Origin of the sequence: Nocardia sp. NPDC002869 (assembly GCF_046764065.1) — a bacterium.
In the GTDB taxonomy this organism is placed as follows: domain Bacteria; phylum Actinomycetota; class Actinomycetes; order Mycobacteriales; family Mycobacteriaceae; genus Nocardia; species Nocardia rhamnosiphila.
In genome coordinates this window covers 1-17,445 of the sequence record NZ_JBKOOL010000022.1, presented here as the reverse complement: position 1 = coordinate 17,445, position 17,445 = coordinate 1, and the positions used below count along the sequence as shown (strand labels likewise).

Annotated in this window: 12 protein-coding genes; 7 read left to right on the top strand and 5 right to left on the bottom strand. The window is 68.1% G+C overall.

The genetic code is table 11. The annotated features are described in order from the left end of the window. Nucleotides 1–35 precede the first annotated feature (35 nt). Nucleotides 36–1,187, top strand: a complete 1,152-nt coding sequence (locus ACLML9_RS06665) for an MCE family protein (RefSeq protein WP_411944654.1) — start codon at nt 36–38, stop codon at nt 1,185–1,187. Between the two features lie 85 nt (nt 1,188–1,272). Here the strand turns inward: ACLML9_RS06665 and ACLML9_RS06660 are convergent, their stop codons facing one another. Both ACLML9_RS06660 and ACLML9_RS06655 read right to left on the bottom strand, forming a co-directional pair. Continuing rightward, entirely contained in the window at nt 1,273–2,529 is a 1,257-nt protein-coding gene (locus tag ACLML9_RS06660; RefSeq protein WP_411944653.1) for a sensor histidine kinase, read from the bottom strand. 103 nt (nt 2,530–2,632) lie between these two features. Beyond that, nucleotides 2,633–3,328, bottom strand: a complete 696-nt coding sequence (locus ACLML9_RS06655) for a response regulator transcription factor (RefSeq protein WP_411944652.1) — start codon at nt 3,326–3,328, stop codon at nt 2,633–2,635. 846 nt (nt 3,329–4,174) lie between these two features. Between ACLML9_RS06655 and ACLML9_RS06650 the strand changes: the two genes are divergently transcribed. Next, on the top strand, nt 4,175–5,779 hold the full coding sequence (locus tag ACLML9_RS06650) for a type VII secretion target (protein ID WP_411944651.1): 1,605 nt from the start codon (nt 4,175–4,177) through the stop codon (nt 5,777–5,779). 108 nt (nt 5,780–5,887) lie between these two features. Further along, nucleotides 5,888–6,787 carry a hypothetical protein gene (locus ACLML9_RS06645; protein WP_411944650.1) on the top strand — a complete coding sequence of 300 codons (900 nt, stop codon included), beginning with the start codon at nt 5,888–5,890 and terminating at the stop codon, nt 6,785–6,787. Between the two features lie 409 nt (nt 6,788–7,196). On the opposite strand, the gene ACLML9_RS06640 is transcribed toward ACLML9_RS06645, so the two are convergent. Next, a complete protein-coding gene (locus ACLML9_RS06640) occupies nt 7,197–8,132 on the bottom strand; it encodes a TauD/TfdA dioxygenase family protein (protein WP_411944649.1) in 936 nt (311 codons plus the stop codon). A 324-nt stretch (nt 8,133–8,456) separates the two neighbouring features. After that, on the bottom strand, nt 8,457–9,227 hold the full coding sequence (locus ACLML9_RS06635) for a deoxyribonuclease IV (protein ID WP_411944648.1): 771 nt from the start codon (nt 9,225–9,227) through the stop codon (nt 8,457–8,459). A 109-nt stretch (nt 9,228–9,336) separates the two neighbouring features. Here ACLML9_RS06635 and ACLML9_RS06630 point away from each other — a divergent pair, with 109 nt between their 5' ends. The 4 genes from ACLML9_RS06630 to ACLML9_RS06615 all read left to right on the top strand — a co-directional run bounded on the left by ACLML9_RS06630 (nt 9,337) and on the right by ACLML9_RS06615 (nt 16,297). Beyond that, complete coding sequence (locus ACLML9_RS06630) at nt 9,337–10,680, top strand: serine/threonine-protein kinase (RefSeq protein ID WP_411944647.1); 1,344 nt, start codon at nt 9,337–9,339, stop codon at nt 10,678–10,680. A gap of 252 nt (nt 10,681–10,932) precedes the next feature. Beyond that, a complete protein-coding gene (locus ACLML9_RS06625; protein ID WP_411944646.1) occupies nt 10,933–12,780 on the top strand; it encodes a serine/threonine-protein kinase in 1,848 nt (615 codons plus the stop codon). Nucleotides 12,781–12,942: 162 nt separating this feature from the next. Further along, nucleotides 12,943–13,719 carry an ABC transporter ATP-binding protein gene (locus tag ACLML9_RS06620; protein WP_411944645.1) on the top strand — a complete coding sequence of 259 codons (777 nt, stop codon included), beginning with the start codon at nt 12,943–12,945 and terminating at the stop codon, nt 13,717–13,719. Between the two features lie 64 nt (nt 13,720–13,783). Continuing rightward, on the top strand, nt 13,784–16,297 hold the full coding sequence (locus ACLML9_RS06615) for an ABC transporter permease (RefSeq protein ID WP_411944684.1): 2,514 nt from the start codon (nt 13,784–13,786) through the stop codon (nt 16,295–16,297). Between the two features lie 54 nt (nt 16,298–16,351). On the opposite strand, the gene ACLML9_RS06610 is transcribed toward ACLML9_RS06615, so the two are convergent. Next, nucleotides 16,352–17,445 (bottom strand): VWA domain-containing protein (locus ACLML9_RS06610; RefSeq protein ID WP_411944644.1); only part of this gene is annotated, 1,094 nt, incomplete at its 5' end.

Here is a 17,445-nt window from a genome sequence, read left to right as displayed (position 1 = left end):
GGCCGACAACGACACCGCACAAAGTCTGGGCCGTCGTGCGGTACAAGCTCGCGGCCCTGGGGATGGTGCTGGTCATCGCCCTGGCTGTGGTCTTCTCGCTGGTCATGTTCTTCGGCGGGTTCACGCCGAAGGAACCGGTATCGGTGGTGGTACCGCGCAGCGGGCTGGTGATGGATCCCGACGCCAAGGTGAAATTCCGGGGCGTGGAGGTCGGCCGGGTCGGCAAGATCGAATCCGGTAACGGGGAGGTCCGCCTCGAACTCGATATGAACCCGGACCTGATGCGCCTCGTCCCGGGCAACGCCGGGGTCGATATTCGCTCCACCACGGTGTTCGGCGCCAAATACGTGAACTTCCTGGAACCGGCCCAGCCCGCCGGCCGCCTGCGACCGGGCCAGGTCCTGCGCGGCGAATCGGTGACCGTCGAATTCAACACGCTGTTCGAGCGGCTCACCGAAGTCCTGAACATGGTCGAACCGGTGAAACTGAACGCCACGCTCACCGCGCTCGGTACCGCGCTGCAGGGACGCGGCGAGCGACTCGGCGACCTGCTGGTGAACGCGGACCGGCTGTTACGCGAGATCAATCCGAGCATTCCCGCGCTACAGCACGATTTCCGGGCCACCGCCGCGGTGACGAACGTCTACGCCGACACCGCCCCGGATCTGCTGCGCACGGTGGACAATGCCACCGCCCTCGGCCACACGCTCACCGACAATGAGCAGAGCTTCGACGCCTTGCTGCTGGATACGATCGGCCTGTCCGATACCACCGGCGCGGTTCTGACCGAGAACGAACAGAACCTGGCCACCGCGCTGGACCTGCTCCGGCCCACCACCGAACTGCTCGACGCCTACAAACCTTCCCTGGACTGCGTCATCCGCGGTCTGGCCAAAGCGATGCCGCTGGCCGACGACCTGATGGGCGGCCGCAACCCGGGCGCCTCGTTCAACGCCAGCTTCATGTACGGGGCCGAGGCCTACCAGTACCCGAACGATCTGCCCAAGGTGAACGCCACCGGCGGGCCGCGCTGCGCGGGCGTCCTGGACCGGGTGCCGGGCAGCCACTCCGATTACGTGGTCACCGACACCTCGGAGGTCAATCCGTTCATCCCGTCCACCCGGATCTATCAGAACCATCCGACCGTGTTCGAGTTCCTCTTCGCCGGTCTGCCCGGTATGCGCTGAGTCCGCGCCGGGCTACCTTCCGTAGCGGTGCCGGCCGTTCTGCAGTGCGGCTTCGCTGACAGGGAAGTAGCTGCTGCGCTCCGACTCACAGCCCTGGGTCGATCCGGACGCGCAGGCGTACGCCACCCAGCGGACTGGAGTGCAGTTCCGCTGTGCCGGAATGGAGTTCGGCTTGTTGCCGGACCAGGGCCAGGCCCAGGCCGGAGCCGGGGGACCCATGACCCTTGACGAAGCGGTCGAAGGCGGTCGGGAGGAGCGTTACGGGGATGCCGGTGCCATCGTCATCGATGGTGATCTCGATAGCGTCGGAGCCGCCGCGGGCCGAGACCGTGATGGTGTGCGCGTGACCGTGCTGTACGGCGTTGGCGACCGCGTTGGTGACGATGAGCATGAGCCCGCCGGGTAGACCGGTCACCGTCATCCGCGGACATTCGGTGAGATCGATGTCGACTTCGGGGTATCGGCGGCGCGCGTCCTGTACGGCGCGGTCGAGGGTTTCGCAGAGGTCGAAGGGGTCGAAGGCGTCGGATTCGGTGAGTTCGCCGACGGCGAGTTGTTCCAGATCGGTCAAGGTGTTCTCGATCTGGCGCTCGGCGAGCAGGACATCGGCGAGTATTTCGCGCTGCTGTTCGGCGGGTGGTTCCTTGGTGGCCAGAACTTCCAGGTCGGTGCGCATCGCGGTGAGCGGTGTGCGCAGCTCGTGCGCGCAGACCGCGGCGAAGTCCCGGGCGCCGGCGAGTGCACGATTGGTGGCACCGTGTGCGGCCTCGAGTCGGGCGAGCATGCGAGTGATGGCATCGGAGAGTTCCTCCGCCTCACGGGCGCCGCGGCCGCTGAGCGGTGGTAAATGCTCGAGGGTGTCGATGTCGTGGGTCGCGGTCGCCAATCTGCGCAGTGGCCGTGCGGCGTAACCGGCCAGGAACCAGCCGAGCACCGCCGCGAGCAGCACGCCCGCGATACCGATTCCGACACCGATGAGCTGGCCGCGACGGATGGCCGAATCCGCCGGCGCACGATCGGGCTCCAGCCGCACCACCAACCCGGACCCTCCCGCGACGACGGTGTGGATTGCACCGGGCTGCCCGGGTGGAGAGAGATCCGGTGGTGGGAAGGTCAGGGCGAATTCCGGTGGCGGGAACGGGCCATCGAGGTCCGGTGGCGAGGCGGTGCGAGTCCGAATCACCAGAGGCGGCGCCGCGTCTCCCGGCGGTGCGAGCGCCACGCCCATGGTCGAGACTGTTTCGTCGAACTGCCGCGAACCCGTGGCGTCGAGCAGCGCGGTATAGGCGATGCCGAGAGTGAGCGCGACAAGCGCCGCGACAACCCCCGAAACCAGCGCCACGCGAGCACGCAACGACAGGGACCCTGTGCCTCTCGTCGGCCTCACCGGCCGACCCCGCCGACTTGTCCACGCTGGGTTCGATCGTGCTGATGCCGATATTCGTTCATGCTTCCTCCCGCAGTACGAATCCGACCCCGCGCACGGTGTGGATCACCCGCGGCACACCGTGCATTTCCAGCTTCCGCCGCAGGTAGGAGACGAACACATCCACCACGTTGGTGTCGGTGTTGAAGTCGTAGCCCCATACCGCGGAGAGGATCTGCTCGCGGCTGAGTACAACGCCGACGTTCGCTGCCATGTGGGCGAGCACCTCGAACTCCCGTTTGGTCAGCTCCACCTGCCGGCCGCTTGCGTACACCCGATGTCCGGACCGGTCGATCCGCACCTGCCCGACCTGGCGTTGGTCATCACCGGGCAGCCGGATCTGTATCGGCCGACGACGCAGCAGCGCATGTAGGCGGGCGACGAGCTCGCCGAGGTCGAAGGGCTTGGTCAGGTAATCGTCGGCGCCACGTTCCAGAGCGGCGATGCGATCGCTGACCGCGGTACGGGCGCTCAGCACGCAGATAGGGAGGTCGTTGCCCATGGCGCGCAATGACGTGACCACGCCCGCCCCGTCGAGGTTCGGCATATTCACATCGAGCACCATGGCGTCCGGCTCGGCGCTGCGCACCAGAGCGAGGGCTTGGGCGCCGTCACGCGCGCTCACCACCTCGAAATGCGAAAGTTCGAGCCCTCGCCGCAGCGACGCGAGAACTCGGGCCTCGTCGTCCACGACCAGGATGCGTTGTCCGGTCACTGAGGCGCACTCTCCCTTGCAGGTCTCCGGCTGGGGACTGCGGTAGGAATCAGGCGTGAGCCGGGGTCTGATTCGGCCCGTACGGAGGTCCCCGGGAACGCGCCGCGCACCTCCTCGCTGCCTGATTTCACCCATAGGGTAGCCACAATGGGCGTCATGGCACCACCATAGAGCCGCCCTCGGTCAGCTGCCGCTACTGAAAAGACGTCCGCGACCGGGGCGGCAGATATCTGCAATGGATCTCGAACCCTGGTGCCCCGCTTCGTCATCAGGCGGAACAAGCGCGCCGGGAGTCAACAGCTACCCGAGATCGTCAACAGGGCAAACACGGCTCTGATGTGCCACGGCCTGGACCCGGCCGCTCACGACCTCGTTCCCGGCGCTCCGCACCGGAACTATCTAACGATTTCCTAATCATTGCTCAAGAAGTTCTGAAGACGCGCTTCGTACTGTCGACTTTCACTCGAGCGAACCGGAAAGCCGTCTCGGCGCGAAGGAGGGGACCATGACGCCACGCCTCGGACCCGCGAGTTGTGCCTCACCGTTCTCATCGAAACGACGCTCGACGCGGCAGGGTCGTCGGTGGCGACCGCCGCCCGGTTCGACGCCCGCGCAAATCGGTTCGAGCGGCAATGCGGCGTGAGCGGAGGTAGACCGGGCCCATCACGATCGCGACCGCATGTCGAACGTAGTACGGTCGGCGGCGTCCGCCTGCCGGTGCGGATCGCCGCCACATGACGACTGCGGCGGCCACGGTCGGATGTCGGAGTTCTCCCACATCGTTTCTCCGACCCATGTGCACCGCACCCGAAGAACGCTGGACATCACAGCAGGAGAACCGCCGGTATGACCGAACCACTGGACATCGATCTCGACCTGTTGCGGGAGTTGGCGATCCACCATGAGGAGGAGGCCGACAAGATCCGTGCCCGGGTAGCGCCGCCCGCCGAGTGGCTCGACAGCTATCTCGCCTTATACGGCAACATTGCACTGCCGGTCTATGAGGCGCTACTCCGCTATGTCGACGCCCGGCAGGCCGACGGCAACGCACTCGCCGATACTCATCAACTCACCGCCGACAATCTGCGCACCGCGGCATGGCAGATGGAGTTGGTCGATCAGCAGAGCGGGCGAAGTACCGAGCAAGCGGCTTCCGCCGGAGAACACTCGAATTCACCGGCTCTCGCCGGGCCTTTTGTTTTACCGACCCCCGCAACGCACTCGAATTCACCGAGCTTCGCAGGCGACACCGGCTCCGCCGCAGACTCCTCGAGCCACCCGAGCTCCACCACTACGACGAACGTTCCGGCCTCGGACCCGCGGTTGATCGACGCCCTCGGCCGATCGGTGACGGCGGCAACCAACGATGCCGGCACTGCCATGGTCGGTTTCGGCGGTCGAGACGGCAGGCGCGAAACACCGTGGTCGCGCGCAAGTAACACCTCGGACGACACCGACCTCGACCTTGCCAGGAAGCAGCTGAGCACAATAATCAACAGCGCGCCGGACATCCCCGGGCTGGATTGGGCGGTTGCGGTGATGCGTGCGGGCGATCTGGTGCAAACGTTCGTGACATCGAACCAAGGCCGCGGTTGGCTACCCGCGGGCGCACAGTTCCCGAGCACGATCGCCACACCGTGGGCTCCGAAAATAGCCAACACCCTGGACGGTGTGGAAACCGCCTGGGAAGGTGCCGCCGATCCGGCGCGGATTCTGGTCGGATTCGGATCGGTGTGGGGAGCGAGGCACAATTCGCGGATGACGGCCCTCGTCACCACCGGCACGGTGGACGTAAGCCTTCGCGGCGCCGTCCCCGACGCCGCGGCCGAAGGCGCCATCACCCCCGGGCTGTATCCGATCGACACCACCGCACGTCTCGTCGACCGCCTCGGCATCTACAGCTCGGACGGCCTGGACCCGGCGATCGACACGGTGCCGGACACCATGATCTCGGTCTGCATCGCCGGCCTCGCCTCCGACGCCCATGCTCGGCTCGGGCGACAGAACCGGGACGGCGGCGAACTCCACAAACTCCGTGAACGCCTTCTGACCCGGCTCGACCGGGGACAGACGGTTCCCTCGGCGTGGTGGGCGGAGCTCCGCCATTCCGGTGCAAACGGGCCCGTGCACCACCTCGGCACCGCCGTGTTCAGCGGTGCCGAACCGCTACCCGGCCAAGCCTCGGAGGCCACACGGATACTCACGCTGGAGCTTCGGGCCGTCGAACTTCTCCTGCTACTCGCCGACAAGCCGTCCCGTCAACTGCTCCGGGATGCCGCCTACAGCTACGCCCAAGTGGTCAACCACCCACTGCTCGCGGCCGGCTCGTCCGCCGCCACACCTGCAGGCCCCGCCACGATCACCACCCCGATCACGGTCGCGCCGCCCCCCGCGGTGAACCTGCCGAGCCCCGCGACCCGGCCCCACCATGTCGTCCGTTCGGCCGGGTGAGCCAGGGAGCCGGCCACCGTATCGGGCCCGGGCCCATCTCCCTACCCACCATCACTCCGGCAGACAAATGCGAACTGACTCCGCATCGACACGAACTCAGGAACAACCATGGCAAATAAAAATCGGTTTCACGTGCGCTTGCCTCGCCCGGATGGCTCCGCGGACCTCCTGCACATCGTGAAAAGAGCCGAAACGGCGCTGCAAAAAGCGGTCGACAGCATGGGGCCGGGTAATGCCGAAGGCAAGCCCAGCCTCCATCTGATCGGTCCCGGTGATGACTCCGGGGATTCGGCACGGCGGACCTATCGGGACCACGTGATCCGTCCCGGGACCAAAGCCGGTGATTCGCCAGGGCGGGACCACCGGTTCGATTCGGCCTCACCCGGGGGTGAGGATATCGGCAGGGGTGCTATCGCCCACGAATACGGGGGGCACCGCAAAAAGGTCGTCCACTGGCGGAAAGACATCGAAAGCGGCGATCAGATCGCCGGATCTGCCGTCGACGATGCCTCCATGATCGGGCCTCGCGCATTGGGCACCCTCCGGGACACGGTCACAACCCTGCAGGATCAACTGTCGGTCCCGGGCAAATTGACCAAGAATCAAGAAGTGATCATGCGCGGGCACATCGACTCCGCGCTGGGGAAGGCTCAGCACGTAGTGCTCCGGGCCCGCCAGGATTCCGAAGACAATGCCCTTCGAATCGACCAGAACCTGCCGAAGAGAGCCCAACGGTACGAAACGCAGGATGGACGCGTCATTCTGAATGCCGGCGATGGCCCGCACTTCCTCAGGACGCCTGACGGCCCCACGGCACGCGCCGCCGACCTACCCGGCCAGATGACCTCCGATGCCCTCTCGCCCAGCGCCGGCATGCCGATACGGAGCCCGGTATTCGGTAGCCAGGAGCCGGGGGAGGGCGGTGGTGGCCTCGGTGCGATGTCCACCTTGATACCCCTGATCCAGGCCATATCGTCCCTCACGCAGAAATCCGAGGAAGACGATTAGCCAGCGCTCCTGTCAGGAGCCGTTCTCGGGCTGCCCCGGCCCGGGACGGACACACATCACGCCACCGCAGGGCTTGTCACTGAGGCTCGCGGGGTTGGGATGGACCGTCGGCCGCCGGTGCGCGGGGGCGCGGAGTTCGTGGCGGTTGCGGTCCCGTGGGCCGCGGGCAGTACGACGTCGTTTCACCGCGCGACCCCCGCAGCGCCGCCACGAGGGGTCCGGACCCGGTCCGCGACACCGGCCCCGGAATCGGCCGGGAAGGCCCCGGTAGCGCCCGGTGCCGCATAGGGCGAACCTGTCGGTGGCCAGTAGTTCATGGCCCCCAGTCTGGCGGATGCCCCCGTGGCCGGTCGCACCCGGGTTTGCCCCGCGGACCTCGGTGCTCGCCGCGGCCGCGGGGCCTACCGGCTCACGAGGCCAGCGCGCGCGGCGACTCGACCACCGAATAGTGACCGGCGTCACCGGTGAGGACGGTGCTCGGCCGGCCGTCGACACCCACCGGGATATCACCGGCAAGGGTGATCCGGGTCAGCCGGCGCGGCTGTCCGTCGTAATCGTCGACCGCGTAGTGCTGGGTGGCGCGGTTGTCCCAGATCGCGACATCGCCGAGCTGCCAATCCCAGCGCACCGTGTTCTCCAGCCGGATCACCCGGTCCTGGAGGATCCGGAACAGCGCCTGTGATTCGGTGGTCGAGAAACCGGCGAAGTTCCGCACGAAATGACCGAGCAGCAGCGCGCGCTTGCCGCTCTCCGGATGGACCCGCACCACCGGGTGCTCGGTTTCGTAGAGCGAGGACTCGAACTCGGCGCGGTGCTCCTCGGTCTTCTCGTCCGGGTGCTCACCGTGGCGGCCCACATAGTCGTAGACATTGGTGTGCACCGCCCGCAGGTTCTGCGCCAGCAGCCGCAGCGGCTCGGGCAGCGAATCGTAGGCGGCCACGGTGGAGGCCCAGGTGGTGGAGCCGCCGTAGGGCGGCAGGGTCACCGCCCGCAGGATCGACGCCTTCGGAATACGGTCCACGAATGTGACATCGGTGTGCCAGCTGTTGGCGCTGCCGTACTCGGAGTCGATGGCCAGGGTCTTCTCGCCGTGCGAGGTGACCGTCGGATGCGGCGTGGTCGGGCTGCCGAGCAGTTCGGCGAACTCGTACTGGCCGTCCTCGGTCAGCTGGCCCTGGCCGCGGAAGAAGATCACCTTGTGTTCCACCAGCGCCTTGCGGATGGCTTCGACGGCCGCCGGACCGAGGTCACCGCCCAGCCGCACCCCGTCGATACGCGCTCCGATCCTGGACCCGAGCTTGACCACGGTGGGGAGGGTGGCGGGGGTGGCGTTTTCGGATGTCATGAGCACCTCACGGATCGAGAGCGGAATCGTTCGCCTCTCGAGCACACCACCGGGCGCGGGCACCGAACAGGATTGCGGTCGCGCTGATCACAACGCTGCGCCACCAGATCTCGGGGTGTGCTGTGCTTGTTTCGGGGTTGCCTGCGGACGCGCACGGCCGGAGCGAATGCGGAGGTACGCAATACGCGCACGGCCGGAGCGAATGCGGAGGTACGCAAAACGCGCATGGCCGGAGCGAATGCGGAGGTACGCAAGACGCGCATGGCCGGAGCGAATGCGGAGGTACGCAAGACGCGCATGGCCGGAGCGAATGCGGAGGTACGCCTAGCCCAGATGTTCGCGCAGATAGGTCAGATCGTCGGCGATACCCTCGGCGGGGGTCTCCAGCACCACCGGCGCGTCGGCGGTCCGGCACACCTCGGTGAGCAGATCCGGATCGATGGTGCCCTCGGCGAAATTGGCATGCCGGTCCGCGCCCGAATCGAACGGGTCCCGGGAGGAATTGAGGTGCACCAGATCGATCCGGCCCGTGATGCCCCGGATCCGTTCCACCACGCCGACCAGTTCCTCCCCGCCCGCCCAGGCATGACAGGTATCGAGGCAGAACCCGGCCCCGTATTCGCCGACCGCCTCCCAGAGGCGGGCGATATTGTCGAAATGCCGGGCCATGGCGTGGTTGCCGCCGGCGGTGTTCTCGATCAGGATCGGGACCGCGAAACCGCCCTTGTCCTGCTGGCGCTCGAACAGTTTGCGCCAGTTGACGAAACCGGCTTCCATCTCGTCGTCGTTGCGCACATGACCGCCGTGCACGACCAGCCCGAACGCGCCGAGATCGGCCGCCGCCCGCGCCTGCTGGGCCACCGCGTTACGCGAGGGCATCCGCAGCCGGTTGTTGGTGCTGGCCACATTGATCTGATAGGAGGAATGGACCACCACATCGATCGGGCTGGCCAGGATCTGCTCGGTCGCCGGATGCGGTGCGGGTTTGTCCCAGCTCTGCGGATCCACCACGAACAATTGGACGATATCGGCGCCGAGTCGCTCGCCGTACCCGATCGGGTCGCTGTCCGTGCGGACATGTGCTCCAATGCGCATGGCGTCAGACTATCGGCCCGAACCGACAACCGGCTCTCGTGTTGCGCCCGGGCGGTGCGGGAAGATACACCGGAAGACACGCGTACGACCCGACGAGGGGGAATCGGCCATGCTCGAGCCCGGTGACGACTTCGCGGGCTATGCCATCCGGCGGCGGCTGGGCGTCGGCGGGATGGGCATGGTGTTCCTCGCCCGGCACCCGCGGCTTCCGCGGCTGGTCGCGCTGAAACTGCTCAACCCGAACCTGTACTCGGACAGGGAGATCCGTCTGCGGTTCGAACGGGAATCCGAACTGGCGGGCCGGCTCGAACATCCCAATATCGTCACCGTCTACGACCGCGGCGCCGAGGGCAAACAGCTCTGGATCTCGATGCAGTACGTGCCGGGTTCGGATGCCTCGCTGGTGGATCTGCACGTCCTCGATCCCCGGCGGGCGGTCCAGATCGTCGCCGATACCGGGATCGCCCTGGACTTCGCCCACGCCAACGGCGTGCTGCACCGGGATGTGAAGCCGGGCAACATCCTGCTCGCGAAGCCGCCCATCGGACAGCCGGAACGGGTGCTGCTCACCGATTTCGGGATCGCGGGGGTGCGCGACGCCGAAACCACCATCGCCGCGGCCGACACCATCACCGCGACCCTGGCCTATGCCGCACCCGAACAGCTGACCGGCGCGAAACTCGACCACCGCGGCGACCAGTACTCACTGGCCTGCACCCTGTTCTGGCTGCTCACCGGGTCGGGGCCGTATCGCGGCAACAATCCGGCCGAGCTCATCCAGGCTCATCTGACCGCACCGGTGCCCCGGCTCACCCGGATCCGGCCCGGGCTGCCCCCGGGGCTCGACGAGGTCCTCGCGCGGGCCCTGGCCAAGAATCCCGCCGACCGGTTCCTCAGCTGTACCGAATTCGCGACGGCCGCCGCGCGCACACTGCGTCCACCGGGACCGCGTGGCGGGCCGCCAGGGGTCAGATTACGGCCTGCCCAGCGGTATCCGGCGCCGACCGGGCCCGCACCGGGGTACGGATCGGGGGAGTTCCGGCAGCCCGGGCCGCGGAGCGTGCCGGCGTATCCCTCCACCGAACACCGCCGCCCCGGCCCGCCGCCGCCGAGGTATCCGTCCACCGAGTACCCGCATCCGGGCCGGGTCCCGCCCTACCGGTCCGCCGAATACCGGCAGCCCGCACCGCCGCCCGGCCCAGGCGGCCCCCGGCCTCCGGCCGGACCGCAACCGGGTTCGGCCGAGTTCCGGCAGCCCGGCCCCGATGCCCGGCACGCGCCCGACACCGTATCCCCGGCGGACGAACGGGCCGCCCGCCCCGACCGGGCGCACCGCTCGGGTCCGGCCGAACCGGCGATGATCGATCTGCCCGGCTTCCGCAACCGTCCCGGGATGACCCCGCCGGTGGCGCAACCTCCCCGGCCGCCCCGGGATCCGGGCGCGACGCCGTAGCGCCGGGATCCCGTGTACCCGCGGTGGGTCGGCCCGGCACCGGGAGCCCTGCGGCGCGCCGGTAGCGCAGTGTCGGTGTAGCGACCGTGCTGTGGCTGCGTGTGCGGACCGGTGAGAGCCCTCGGCGCTCCATCGACTGCTGCTATGGTTTCGATGATTTCGTGTGCCCGGACCGCTGCGGCCCGGACACGCTTTTCGTCTACGCCTGCGTACCGGTGGGTCCCGGTCCCGCAGGCGGGAATTGGAGCAGACATGCTGGCCAACGGCGATGTTTTCGCCGGCTATGTCATCGACCGGCAACTCGGCCGGGGTGGGATGGGCTCGGTCTACCTCGCGAAACATCCGCGGCTGCCGCGGATGACAGCGCTCAAGCTGCTGAACCGCGAGATGTTCTTCGACAAGGAGGTGCGCGCCAGGTTCGAACGGGAGGCCGATCTGGTCGCCCGCCTGGACCACCCCAATATCGTCACGGTCTACGACCGCGGTCTCGAAGACGAACAGCTGTGGATCTCGATGCAGTACATCGACGGTATCGACGCCGCCTCGGTGGATCCGCAGAAGTTGCCGCCCGAACGCGCTGTCCAGATCATCGCCGAAACCGCGTCCGCGCTCGACTACGCGCACGGTATGGGAGTGATGCATCGGGACGTGAAACCGGCCAATATCCTGCTGGCGCGCTCGACCGGCGGCCGCGGCGAACGGGTCTACCTGACCGATTTCGGTATCGCGCGCCTGCGCGACGACACCGGACACCTCACCCAGACCGGTACGTTCACGGCCACGCTGGCCTACGCCTCACCCGAACAGCTCACCGGTGCCGACCTCGATCACCGCTCGGACCAGTATTCGCTGGCCTGTTCGCTGTACTGGTTGCTCACCGGCAGCGGACCGTTCACCTCCACGAACCCGGCGGGGGTCATCCAGGGGCATCTGCAGTCGCCGCCGCCGTCGCTGAGCGCGGCCCGGCCGGAACTGCCGCCGTCGCTGGACGCGGTCCTGGCCAAGGCGATGGCGAAGCGTCCCGACGACCGGTTCACCTCGTGCACCGAATTCGCCGAAGCCGCCAAACAGGCTCTCACTTCGCCGAGTTCCCCGGCGATCCCGCTGGCCGCACCGCCGCCCACCATGGTGAACCCGTCGTATCAGTCCGGGCCGTACAACAGCGGGGCGAATCAGTACCCGAGTACCGTGGCGCCCCAGCCCTACGCCGGGGGCGTACCGGCGCAGCCCTATGCGAGCAATGTGCAGGGCCAGCCCTATGCCAATGGTGTCCAGGGTCAGCCCTACGCCGGCGGGGCGCCGGGCCAGCAGTACGCGAGCGGATTCCAACAAGGTCCCGGCGACGGGCACCAGCAGCCCTACGGCGGCACTCTCGGGTACACCACACCCGTCGGCCAGCCGTACGGCGGCGGAACACCGGGCGGATACACCCAGCCCACGAGCTATCCGCAGCCGATGGCTCAGGTCCAGCAGGCGCCGCGCCCGCCCAAGTCGAACACCGGGCTCATCGTCGCCATCTGTGTCGGGCTCGTGGTGCTGATCGTTGTCGTCATCGGCGTGGTGGCCCTCGCCGGGAGCGACGGAGGCGGCGGAACCGACCCCACGGCCGCCGGCGCCGGCACCCAGACCACCGTGGCCCCGGTACCCGCGACCGCGGACTCCATCAGCAAGGAATTCCCGCGGCTGGTGCCCGGGTCGACGTCCGAAGAGGTCGGGTACCACGACGCGAAATGCTGGGAGACCGACAGCAGCTACATACCCAGCCCCGACGACGGCGAACCCGACTTCGGTAAATGGGCCTGGCAGTGGCGCTGCTACGGCGGTAACAACAATGACGACCCGTTCTACCGGATCTACGCCTACGCCTCCGCGGCCGAGGCGGAATCGGTGGTCAAGGGACTGCCCGCGACCTCGGAGAAATCCACCGACGCCAACGGCGGCCAGACCTACACCAACTACGCATGGGACAGTGACGGCCCGAAGATGGTCACGGTGTTCACCAACGATCCCGAACGAGCCCAGTACCTGATGTACACCGACGGCGTCGTCGGCACCATCGACGAGATGCTGACCTGGTGGAAGTCGGCACCGCTGAACTGAGTGACGTAGCGATAACGGCGGGTCCCACGGCAGGTGGGCCCGCCGTTTCGTCTTCCACCGGCGGGTGTCATCCCACCCGCGTACCCGGCGACCCCTCAGGGGTACGAGCGGTCAGGGCGATCCCGGATGGCGCGGCTCGCGGCGGCCCGACACACTGGACCCATGACTGCTCACGCTGTCGACGTGGACCCGGCCGAGCCGGGCGCCCCGTCCACCGTCGCCGCCGGCGCCATCGAACTGACCAAGGTCTACGGGTCCGGGGATACGCGGGTCACCGCGCTGGACGCGGTAACGGTCGATTTCGCGCGGGGCGAGTTCACCGCGATCATGGGGCCGTCCGGCTCCGGGAAATCGACCCTCATGCACTGTCTGGCGGGATTGGACGAGGCCAGTTCGGGCCTGGTGCGGATCGGTGACACCGAGCTCACCGACCTGTCCGACAAACAGATGACCGCCCTGCGGCGGGACCGCGTCGGCTTCGTGTTCCAGGCGTTCAACCTGGTCCCGACGCTGACCGCGCTGGAGAACATCACCCTGCCGCTCGATATCGCCGGCCGGGCCCCGGATTCGGAATGGATCGACACGGTGCTGAAGCGGCTCGGTCTGGAGGACCGGCTGGGCCACCGGCCCAGCGAACTGTCCGGCGGCCAGCAGCAGCGCGTCGCCTGTGCGCGGGCGCTGGCAGCTAAACCGCAGATCATCTTCGGTGACGAACCGACCGGCAACCTGGACTCCCACTCCTCCGGCGAAGTGCTGTCGATCTTGCGGGCGGCGGTGGACGAATTCGGCCAGACGGTCGTCATCGTCACCCACGAACCCACCGCCGCGGCCTACGCGGACCGCGTGGTCTTCCTGGCCGACGGCCGGATCGTGGACGAGATGCGGGATCCGACCGCCGACTCGGTGCTGGACCGGATGAAAGCCCTGGAGGTCCGGTGACGCACCCCGGAATGTGTGAGCGTCTCCGACCGGCGCAGGCGGTCCGGTAGTGGCCGCCGATCCCATGCGCAGGGTGGCGCTGCGCAATCTCGCCGCGCACAAGGTGCGGCTCGTCCTGACGCTGCTGTCGGTGGTCCTCGGGACCGCGTTCATCGCGGGGTCGTTCGTCTTCACCGATACGCTGCAGCGCACCTTCGACGGGATCTTCGCCAACGAGGCCAAGGGCGTCGATGTGCGGGTGAGCCCGGAGGAGCGGCAGTCCGCGGGTATTCCCCAGGACGTGGTCGACCGGATCGCAGGCATGGACGGGGTCCGCACCGTGGCCCCCGGTATCGAGGGGTCGGTGGTGCTGCTCGATCCGTCGGGGAAGAAAGCGGTGCAGACCGGCGGCGCGCCCAGCTCGGGACAGGCCTATCTCCCGCCGCAGCGGGCGGTCGCCGAGCCCGATCCGTTCGTCGCCGGCGTACCCCCTGCCGAACCCGGCCGGATAGCCCTCAACACCGGTGCCGCCGAACGGGCCGGCCTGAAGGTCGGGGACCACACCAAGGTGCTCATCCCCTCCCACGGCGGACCGATCGACGTCACACTCACCGGCATCTACGCACCGCCGTCGGATACCGGCGGTTTCATCGGGCTGCAGTTCACCGAGTCGCAGGCCAGGGAACTGTTCACCGACGGCACCCATGTCGCCTACGTCGATATCGCGGCCGAGGGCATACCCGGGGACACCCTGCGTGACCGGCTGTCCATGCTGTACCCGGACTATAAGGTGCAGAACGGTGACCAGGTGCGCGCCGATATGCGGGCCCAGCTCTCCGAGGCGCTGAACTTCCTGAACTACTTCCTGCTGGCCTTCGGCGCCATCGCGCTGATCGTCGGCACCTTCATCATCTACAACACCTTCTCGATGCTGGTGGCGCAGCGGTTGCGCGAACTCGCGCTGCTGCGGGCCGTCGGCGCGAGCCGCGGTCAGGTGGGCCGGTCGGTGGTCGGGGAGGCACTGGTCGTCGGCGTGCTCGGCAGTCTGCTCGGCCTACTGGCCGGTATCGGGCTCGCCTACGGACTCGCCGGGCTGCTGAACGCGTTCGATCTCGGCTTGCCGACGGGCCGGATGGCCGTCCTGCCCCGGACGGTGGCGGTCGCCTTCGCGGTCGGCCTGCTGGTGACGGTGGTGAGTGCGTACGCCCCGGCCCGCCGTGCCTCCCGGATCCCGCCGGTGCAGGCCATGCGCGAGGAGTTCGCCTCCGCCGGTGACACGTTGCGGGCGCGCACGGTGACCGGCGTGGTACTGGCGATCGCCGGCATCCTGCTGGTGGTGCTGGGTGCCCGTAACACCGGCGGCGGGGCGGCCGCCGTGGTGGGCGTCGGGGCGCTGGGCCTGATCCTGGCGGTGCTGTTCGCCTCGCCCGCGCTGTCACGCCCGGTGCTGGCCGGACTGGGCGTGCTCACCCGGCCCTTCGGATCGATCGGGCGGATGGCGCGCAACAATGCGACTCGCAATCCCCGCCGTACGGCTGCCACCGCCTTCGCGCTGACCCTGGGACTCATGCTGGTCACCGCCATCGGCATGCTCGGCGAATCGGCGAAGGTCAGCATCTCCCGGGTGGTGGACCAGGGGATCGAAGCCGACTACGTCCTCACCGGGCCGCAGATGATGGGCGTGCCGACCGGCGCCGCCGACGCGGTGCGGGCGAAGGTGCCCGAGGCGGCGCAGATCGTGGGCCTGCGCGGACTGGCGCTGAAGATCGGTGACGACGACGAATTCGGCACCTCGCCCGACGGCCCCCTGGACCAGGTCGTGAACCTCGACATGCTGAGCGGTTCGGCGACTCTCGGCGACTCCGAAATCCTGCTCGGTGAGGACGAAGCGACCCAGCACGGGGTGACCACCGGTGACCGGTTACCGGTGAAAACCCTCGACGGTACGGAGATCCCGTTGACGGTGGCCGGGGTCTACGCGGATTCGCGGGTCCTGGGGCCGCTGATGGTGCCTTCGACGGTCTACGAGCGGGCGGTTCCGATATCCCTGCGGGCCGATGTCGCGGTACTGGTCAAGGCCCGATCGGGGGCCGACCTCGCGTCCATGCGCACCGATCTGGAGCGTGCCACCGAGGAATTCGTGATCGTGCAGGTTATGGACCGCGAGGAGTTCAAGGGCGAGAACGCCAAGCAGATCAACAACCTGCTGGCCATCCTCTACGGGCTGCTCGCACTGGCGGTGGTGATCGCGGTACTGGGCATTGTGAACACTTTGGCGCTTTCGGTGGTGGAGCGCCGCCGGGAGATCGGCATGCTGCGCGCGGTGGGCACCCAGCGGGCGCAGGTACGCCGCACGATCTACCTGGAATCCATGTTGATCGCGGTGTTCGGTGCCCTCGTCGGGGCGGTCCTGGGCCTGGGCCTGGGTGTCGGATTCCTGCGCACCCTGCGGGATCTCGGCCTGGACCGGATCGCGGTGCCGTGGGATCAGTTGGTGTACATGCTGGTCGGCTCCGCGATCGTGGGAGTGCTGGCCGCGCTCTGGCCGGCGATCCGGGCCGCCCGCACCCCACCGCTGGCCGCGATCGCCGACCTGTGAATCCGGCTCCGTGGTCCGGCCCGAGCGGGCCGGGTCACGGAGTGCGCGCCGGTTTCAGCGGTGCTCGGTTCCCCAGCGCATGAGGTCCCCCCGGTTCAGGGCCTGGGCCAGCAGGTCGGGGAACCGGTCGGGGGTGCAGGCGAAGGCCGGCACGCCGAGTGCCGCCAGCGCCGCGGCGTTCTCGCGATCGTAGGAGGGCGCGCCGTCATCGGAGAGCGCCAGCAGTACCACCACCTGGACACCCGATTCCTTCATGGCGTGCACGCGGCGCAGCATCTCCTCCCGGACCCCGCCCTCGTAGAGGTCGGAGATCAGGAAGAACAGGCTGTCGGTGGGGCGGGTGATGAGCGACTGGCAGTAGGCGAGGGCCCGGTTGATGTAGGTGCCGCCGCCGAGCTGGGTGCCGAACAGTACATCGACCGGGTCGGACAGCTTTTCGGTGAGGTCCACGACCTCGGTGTCGAACACCACCAGTGAGGTGCGCAGCGACCGCATCGACGCCAAGACCGCGCCGAACACCGAGGAGTACACCACGCTGGAGGCCATGGAACCGGATTGGTCGATCGCCAGGATCACATCACGATGCACCGCCTGGGCCCGCCGGCCGTAACCCACCAGCCGTTCGGCGATGATGGTGCGCTGTTCGGGCAGGTAATTGGCGAGGTTCTTGCGGATGGTGCGGTCGAAATCGATATCGCGCGGTGTGGGCCGGGAGGTCCGGGCGGACCGGTTGAGCGCCCCGCTCACCGCGGCCACGGTACGGGTCGCGATCCTTTCCTCGATCTCCTTGACCACTTTCGACACCACCATGCGGGCGGTGGCCTTGGTGGTTTCCGGGATGACCCGGTTCAGGCTCAGCAGCGTGCCGACCAGGTGCACATCGGGTTCGACCGCCTCCATGAGCTCCGGTTCCAGCAGCAGCTGGGTGAGGTTCAGTCGCTCCACCGCGTCCCGCTGCACGACCTCGACCACCGTCGACGGGAAGTAGGTGCGGATATCACCGAGCCACCGAGCGACCCGCGGCGCCGACCCGCCGAGGCCGCCCGCCCGGTCACCGCGGGAGCGGCCCGCGCCGCTACCGCTGTCGTAGACCGCGCCGAGGGCTTTGTCGATGGCCTTGTCGTCGGCGGTGCCGAGGCCGCCGAGCG

Bases quoted from the DNA above. Each gene is read 5' to 3' on its own strand.
- ACLML9_RS06615 (WP_411944684.1), top strand. From the start codon at position 13,784: ATGCGCAGGGTGGCGCTGCGCAATCTCGCCGCGCACAAGGTGCGGCTC.
- ACLML9_RS06620 (WP_411944645.1), top strand. From the start codon at position 12,943: ATGACTGCTCACGCTGTCGACGTGGACCCGGCCGAGCCGGGCGCCCCG.
- ACLML9_RS06630 (WP_411944647.1), top strand. From the start codon at position 9,337: ATGCTCGAGCCCGGTGACGACTTCGCGGGCTATGCCATCCGGCGGCGG.
- ACLML9_RS06640 (WP_411944649.1), bottom strand. From the start codon at position 8,132: ATGACATCCGAAAACGCCACCCCCGCCACCCTCCCCACCGTGGTCAAG.
- ACLML9_RS06625 (WP_411944646.1), top strand. From the start codon at position 10,933: ATGCTGGCCAACGGCGATGTTTTCGCCGGCTATGTCATCGACCGGCAA.
- ACLML9_RS06650 (WP_411944651.1), top strand. From the start codon at position 4,175: ATGACCGAACCACTGGACATCGATCTCGACCTGTTGCGGGAGTTGGCG.
- ACLML9_RS06645 (WP_411944650.1), top strand. From the start codon at position 5,888: ATGGCAAATAAAAATCGGTTTCACGTGCGCTTGCCTCGCCCGGATGGC.
- ACLML9_RS06635 (WP_411944648.1), bottom strand. From the start codon at position 9,227: ATGCGCATTGGAGCACATGTCCGCACGGACAGCGACCCGATCGGGTAC.